At 63.1% G+C, this 6,788-nt stretch carries 6 protein-coding genes and 1 pseudogene; 1 reads left to right on the forward strand and 6 read right to left on the reverse strand.

The features are described from left to right. Positions 1–34: 34 nt before the first annotated feature. From BF95_RS11430 to BF95_RS11450, 5 genes and pseudogenes are all read right to left on the reverse strand, one after another. Positions 35–819: pseudogene (locus BF95_RS11430) on the reverse strand (F0F1 ATP synthase subunit A). 49 nt (positions 820–868) lie between these two features. Beyond that, the gene (locus BF95_RS11435) at positions 869–1,192 is read right to left on the reverse strand and encodes an AtpZ/AtpI family protein (RefSeq protein ID WP_037475633.1); all 324 of its coding nucleotides are present in this window, start codon (positions 1,190–1,192) and stop codon (positions 869–871) included. Positions 1,193–1,364: 172 nt separating this feature from the next. Beyond that, entirely contained in the window at positions 1,365–1,766 is a 402-nt protein-coding gene (locus tag BF95_RS11440) for a YdbL family protein (RefSeq protein ID WP_043151509.1), read from the reverse strand. After that, complete coding sequence (locus BF95_RS11445) at positions 1,763–1,951, reverse strand: YnbE family lipoprotein (RefSeq protein WP_043151510.1); 189 nt, start codon at positions 1,949–1,951, stop codon at positions 1,763–1,765. The genes BF95_RS11440 and BF95_RS11445 overlap by 4 nt, the downstream gene beginning before the upstream one ends. Continuing rightward, positions 1,948–5,181: an intermembrane phospholipid transport protein YdbH family protein gene (locus BF95_RS11450; protein WP_043151511.1), complete on the reverse strand. Its 3,234-nt coding sequence runs from the start codon at positions 5,179–5,181 to the stop codon at positions 1,948–1,950. The genes BF95_RS11445 and BF95_RS11450 overlap by 4 nt, the downstream gene beginning before the upstream one ends. A 134-nt stretch (positions 5,182–5,315) precedes the next feature. Here BF95_RS11450 and radC point away from each other — a divergent pair, with 134 nt between their 5' ends. After that, positions 5,316–6,011: a RadC family protein gene (radC, locus tag BF95_RS11455; protein WP_043151524.1), complete on the forward strand. Its 696-nt coding sequence runs from the start codon at positions 5,316–5,318 to the stop codon at positions 6,009–6,011. Positions 6,012–6,071: 60 nt separating this feature from the next. On the opposite strand, the gene BF95_RS27370 is transcribed toward radC, so the two are convergent. Then, positions 6,072–6,509, reverse strand: a complete 438-nt coding sequence (locus BF95_RS27370; protein WP_152542673.1) for a hypothetical protein — start codon at positions 6,507–6,509, stop codon at positions 6,072–6,074. Between the last annotated feature and the right edge of the window lie 279 nt (positions 6,510–6,788).

The raw sequence follows: 6,788 nt of genomic DNA on the forward strand, positions 1-6,788 counted from the left end.
GAATATAATGATTGTTGACGAAACTAGATGAAACTCAGTGCAGGTTCTCGGCATCGTTGAGATAGACCGAAGTCAGCAGCGCGAACACATAGGCCTGGATGACCGCGACCAGCATTTCCAGCGCGCTGATGCCAATCATCAGGATGAAGCTGGCAGTGCCGACGGTCAGGCCCAGCATGGGCGAAGCGTTCGCGCTGTTGATGACGAAACCCGCCAGCACCTTCAACAGTACGTGGCCAGCGGTCATCGCGACGAACAGTCGCAGGCCCAGGCTGAACGGACGCACCATGAAGGACACGAGTTCGATAAGGAAGAGCGGCGCCACCATCAGCGCGGGCGTGCCGTGCGGGATGAAAAGCGAGAAGAAGTGGAAGCCATGCTTGGCGAAGCGACGATCAGAACGATCGAGAAGCTCATGATCGCCAGCACGCCAGTCGCCGTGAAATGGCTGGTGAAGGTGAAGGGGTGAAGCCCGACCAGACCCAGCGGCAGCAGACCCAGAAGGTTGGCCAGCAGGATGAACATGAACAGCGAGAAGACGTAGGGGATGTACTTTTTGCCGCCCTCGCCGACGTTCGCGATCAGCAGATTCTTGATGAAGCCGGTCATATATTCGACCGCCATCTGCCAGCGACCGGGGACCAGTTCCCGCTTCATGCCGCCGATCACGAAGATCCACAGCACCACGGCGGCCAGCACCATATAAAGCGCGCTGTTGGTAAAGGCGATGTTGAAACCGCCGAGCGACAGCTGATCCGTACCGAACAAGGGTTCGATCGCAAACTGGTGCATCGGATCGATTTTGCCGGATTCTGCCACGCTGGACCCCTGTAACGTCTTTACCGTCGGACTAAGAAGAAAGCGTCCCTTATTGCGGGGGACGCTTTATCGTCGTCAATCTGATGATGTTCCTGAACGCCGCCACGATCCCAAGACCGAGGAAAACGAGCAGGAGCCAAGGGGATGTGCCAAACAGCCGGTCCAAAACCCAGCCGATCAACGCACCGCCGACAAGACCGCCGATCAGTTCTGCAAGAACCCTGTTGCCGAGGCGAGACCCATCATCCGCCGCTTGCTCAGTAGCCCCCTGCCTGACCTTTTCGACAGATTCGGCTCGTGCGATCCGCTCCTCCAACGAAGCGATCCGCGCGTCTTCCCCTGCCGGGTCCTGTCCGGGTGTCTCCGCAACCATGTTCGTCCTCCACGTGGGGTTTTGACCCCTTATGGCAGGCGGCATGGCGCTTGCGGCTGCACCCGTCAAGGCGCGGCCCGTTTAGAAAGGCGATTGCGGATAGTCAACCTTGGTTCGGGCAGAGAATGACGCCCTGGACGAAGGAAGGAGAAAAGTCCGCCAGAGCGGCTTTTCAGCCCGCCGTCGCGCAATAGGAGGGCAACGCGATCGCGCCTGCGCCCTTGGTCTGCCAGGCACCGGCGCCGATGCGATAGGCTTGGCCCGTCTTGACCCGGCTGCTGAGCGTCTGACAGCCGGTGGCGGCGGCGACGTCCTGCACGGTCACGCCCCGCTGACTGGCCAACTGGGTGTAAGCGGCGCGGCGCTTGATGTTGATCGATTCGACTTCGGCGCGCACATCGGCGCTCACCGTGCCCGCGATACCAAGATAACCATCGGCCTGCTCGCCCACGGTTCCGGCCGCCATGGCGGAGGCGACGGCACCGGTCTGCGCGCGGGCGGGAGCGGTCATGGCAAAACCGGTGGCCAGCGCAACGGCAGCGCCAGCGGCGATTATAAGCATCTTGCGTGTCATTGCGGGAACAACTCCGGGTTATTCTGGATCAGATCCTGGGCATCGCGTTGCAAGCGCACCACGACTTCCTGCTGCACCTTGACGTTCAGATTGATTTCGATCGGCTTGTCTGGGGCCTTCACCTGAATGCAGCCCCCCAGCGCCGATGCGGCCAACCCGGCCATGATGATTATCTGTTTATTCATTTCGGCTCCCCGTTTGCCATCTTGTCGCTGTCCACAGGCTGAACCGCAAGCCCTTCTACCGCCTGCGCCCGCATCTTTTCCTGCGCTTGGCGGCCGATCTCGTCGCGGATCGTCTGGGTCGGGTCGATGACGGACTGGGCTGTGCTCATGAGTCCCCGGAAAGGCGCGGAGATACGGACGTTGAAGAGGAAAGGCAGGCCCACAAAGTTGCGCGCCAAGCCCGCTGGTGCCCCACCCAATTGACCACGATTGACGCCATTGAACACGACGTTGGTGACCATCTCGCCATCCAGCGCACCATCCATCAGGATTGTCAGACATTTATATTGGAGATTCTTGAGCGCGTCGAAGGCGATCCGCCCCATCGTGCCAAGCTGCTCGTTTGATACCGGACCGACATAGGACAGGACGCCGGATTGGCGCCCCGAATCGCACGGGATGGAGGGCAGCACCCCTTCGGGCATCAGCAGCGGCGGCATCCCCTCCTGCCGCGCGACGAGCACGCCGCCCGCGACGCGGCCACCCTGCGCGTTGAAGATCAGCGGCATCAGGCCATCGAAGGTGCCGGTGGCAGAGATATTGTCCAATTCCATCGCCTGGATGAAAGCGCCCGCATCAAGGCCGATGACGCGGAAAGTCATATAGCGATCGACGTCGGCGCTGAAATCCATGGTGGTGGGTAGCAGCACCAGTTCACCGCCGGAAAAGGGCCAGCCGCCGCCCTCGATGCGCACCTTCTGTCCGGCTTCGAGGCGGTAGCGGACGATGCCGTCGCGGGCTTCGATACCCGGATTGACCGATTTGATCCGGGCTTCCTGACCGGGGGCGGACACGAGATTGATGAGATCGGTGAAGCGCAATTCGCCGCTTAGCCCCTCGACCGGGCCGAAAGCAGCCGCGAGGTTGGCGTCCTGGGTGCGGAACGTGCCGGTGGAGGTGACGTCGGAGCCGGTCCAGTCGATGCGTCCAGTCCCGGTCACCTCCGCCTTTACATTGGCGACGACGCCAAGGGCGAGCGGCGTCACATCTTCGGGTTGGAGATCAGGGCCGAAGGCGAGGCCGGGGACGGTCAGGTCGGCATGGCCTTTGCCGGTGTTCAGATTATGGACGATGTCGGTGCGGGCGACGGTAGCGCCATTACGTGGTGCAGTGAGTGTGCCGGTGGCAGTAATCCGGCTATTCTGCATCGTCAGCGTGAAATCCGGCACGGCGAGCGGAATGAAGCGGGCGGGCACCTGCGAATCGCGCACGGTCATGGCGGCGCGGAAGGCGAGCGCACCATTGGTAAAACTCCAGTCACCATTGCCCTGTTCCAGGATCAACGGAATGGTGCCGATGCGCCCCCCTGCGCCGCTGGCCTTGCCGCTAAAGCCCTTGGCCGTCATGCGGCCGTCCAGTTTGGCGGCGGCCAGACGAACCGGGGCATCCTGCGGTCCGATCGACAGGTCGGCATTGGCCAGGGTGAAGCCGGTCTGACCCAGTGCGATGCGGGCATGGTCCGCGGTCAGCCGCATCGGGCTGTCGCCACTTGTGCCAGAGAGGGCGAGCTTGCGGATGTCCGCACCGCCGCGGATGCCCCCCGGTCCCATCGCGAACAATGCGCCACCGTCCAACGGGCAGAGCGTTTGGCGGGTCTGCCCTACCGCAAAGCTGCCATAGCGGGCCTCAGTGACCGAGAGCGGGACGCAGCGCGGATTGATGCGCAGTGCGCCATCGGCGGCAAGCTGCCCTTCTATCGGCAGCGTCAGGCCGCGCAGATGCCCGTCAGGCAAGGGGCCATCAAGCCGAAGCGACGTGGCGAAACGAGTCGTGCCATTCGCTTCGGCGGTAAAACGGACCCGGTCGAGCGCCATGCGTGCATCGCCCGCAGCATAGGGATCGATGAAGAGATCGCCTCCAAAGCCACCGCCAGGGCGCCGCACGAGGCGCAGTGCGGCCTGGGGCAAGCCGCCGCCCCGGGTGGTGAGGGCTCCATCAAGCGCCCAGTCGAGCGCTGCCCGCCCCGGCCCCGGCCAGCCCAGCGTCACTCGGCCATCGGGCGAGAGCGCCGCCTGCGCGCCACTACGCGCGGCAAGGCGGCTGCCGGTGAGGACGAGGCTGCCCTTTGCACCGCGCTGGACAAGAGCGAAGTCGGTGCCGAGTTGGTTGCTCTCCCCTGCCATTGCCACGGCATCAACCAGCCGCGCGGCGAGTGGGGCAACAGGCGTGCCTGCCGTGGACTCGCGGAAAGCAGCGAGCGATGCGCGCGAAGCGAGGCGGATGTTGCGGCCGGACAGATTGCCCTGCACCGTCGCTTCGTCGCTCTTGACCGTCCAGGCCCCGGTCAGCGCGGCCTGCTCGATCATTGTGCCGCCGCCAGCCAAGCTAGCTGCGCCGATGCGGGCGCGGCCTTGCGACCCAGCCTTGCTGCCGTCGAAATCGATGCGGCCTGTGGGGCTGGCCAGAACCAGCCCGTTGGACTTGAGCGCTTCGCCCGACAGGTCGACATGCCCCGTCCAGCGTTCGAACGCCTTGCCCAGCGTCAGGTCGATGACGGCGACCGGTCGCGCCATGGCGGTGGCGGCCTCGCGACACGCAAAAGCGGCGGCGCGGATAGGGCCGGTCATATGCGGCTGGCCTTCGCGCATGGCGATATCGAGCAGCGCGCTGCCATCGGTCATGGCGCAACCCGCCATGGTCCCGCGCGGCATGACGGCGGCGACCTTCCCGGCAAAGCCCGATTGCAACCCGCCATTGCCATCGATCCGCAGGCCGACCTGGCCCGCGTCGGTATCGAGCCGAAGCCGGGCGTCGGCGAGCGACAGGAGAATGTCCGGTAAGCTGAAGGGCGCGGTCGAACTGGGATCGCTGAACTTGTCCAGCTCGCCGAGTTTCAGCACGCCACCCTTGTAGCTGCCATGGAGGCGCACGCCCCCTGCCCGCACCGCCGCCACTTCGGGCGTAACACCGGTAAAGGCGATGTCGACCTCAACCCAGTCGGCGGTCAAATCCGGCCGGGCGGGATCGCCCAGCACGATATCCTCGATCCGCTGGGTGCGCAGGCCGACATCGACCAGGTCGTAATTGGCCCGCACGCCGCGCCGGTTCAGTTCACGGCTGACGAAATTTTCAGCGATCGGCGCGCGCTGCGTCCACAGCCCGACCAGCACCAGCGCAAGCGTGCCCGTGCCGACACCCAGCCAGCGCAGCCACCCCCGGCGAATCATCTCTTCGCCGTCCTGTTCTTCCATGCTTATGGCCAACCCCGGCTTTCGTGCGACGCTATATGGTCCGTGACGGGACCAGAACGTCCGACCCGTCCTAAATATCCTTGCCCCGCGATTCCGCAACGCATAGCGTCGCGGTCGGTAGCAAGGGGGCGAGCTTGGCCGAGCAGGACGCAAAAGTCACGCATGACGGCGCGGGACACCGGGCGCGATTGCGGCAAAAGCTGGCGGAGAGCGGCGGCGAGGCGCTGCACGATCATGAACTGATCGAATATCTGCTGGCGCTGGCCATACCCCGGCGCGATACCAAGCCGCTGGCCAAGGCGCTGCTACGCGAATTTGGCGGGATCGGCGGGCTGATGGCGGCGGACTGGCATGCGATCGCGCGCGTCCCCGGCATGGGCGACACCAGCATCGCCGCGATCAAGATCGTGCAGGCGACCGCATTGCGGATGCTCCGCAACGAAGTCGCGGCGCGGCCGGTGCTGGCGAGTTGGCAGGCGCTGCTCGACTATCTGCGCGCCGACATGGCGCATCTGGGGGTGGAACGCGTCCGCGTGCTGCATCTCAACACCCGCAACATGCTGATCCGCGATGAGAATATGGGCGATGGGTCGATCGACCAGGCTGCGATCTATGTCCGTGAGGTTATACGACGCGCGATCGACCTGGGGTCCGCGGCGCTGATCCTGGTGCATAACCATCCGAGCGGTTCGCCCGAACCCAGCCGACAGGATATCGACGTGACGCGGCAGATCATCGAGGCCGGCAAGCGGCTGAACATCGCCGTGCATGACCATATCATCGTCGGCGCGCAGGGGCATGTGAGTATGCGGGCGAAGGGGTTGTTGTGAGGGGGGGGCGGCGGTTTTGGGTGAGTTGGGAAAAGGCGGATCAAACAGGAGCGGACGTAGCTAATGATTCATACCATACCAAGCGGTTCCGAAAGCCACTTCGACCATAACCCTTTTCTTTTTTCCAGCAGGATCGCTAGGCGCGTAACGATTAGCTTGATACTCAAAATATTTCGTCAAAAAATCTTGAGCGTTCCAAAGCCCTTCAACCTGTTCATTTGCGCCAATTGTGTTTACGCCGTAGAGTTGTACTGTCGAATGAAGGTAAGGATCACTCCTGATTTCTTCGTCCGTAACTGAGCGCGAGGATTGCGAGCAGAAACAGAGAATACGACAGCGAGGGTTGGCGTTCGAGCTTATCGATTTGGTTTCATGCCAGATGCATAGCGTATCGCCATCACGCCCGCCGTGGTAACTGAGATAGTATCCTGAATCGCCGCAACCAGTGGAGCGGTCCGGACGAAGGTGGAAGAAGCCGTCAGGGATCGGCAACTGCATAAAGCCATCATATCCGTCAGAGTACAAAATGCGTCTGGGTCGATTATGACCACTACTGGGAACCGCTTGCAACCTCCAATATGTCGCTCAATGGTCAGTCGCTTACGGGCTGCTTCAGTCGCCCCTACCGCTTGCGAGCGTTGGGTCGGTCATGCCCCCGGCATGACCTGAACAGTCCGGGGGACTGTTCACCCGACGCTGGGCAGCGACACTTGATGATCCCGGCCTTGCGCCGGGGGAGTTTAGTCGCAGCGGGGTAGTTCAGCTCAGCCTTGCGCA

Source organism: Sphingobium sp. Ant17, assembly GCF_000588875.1.
GTDB lineage: Bacteria > Pseudomonadota > Alphaproteobacteria > Sphingomonadales > Sphingomonadaceae > Sphingobium.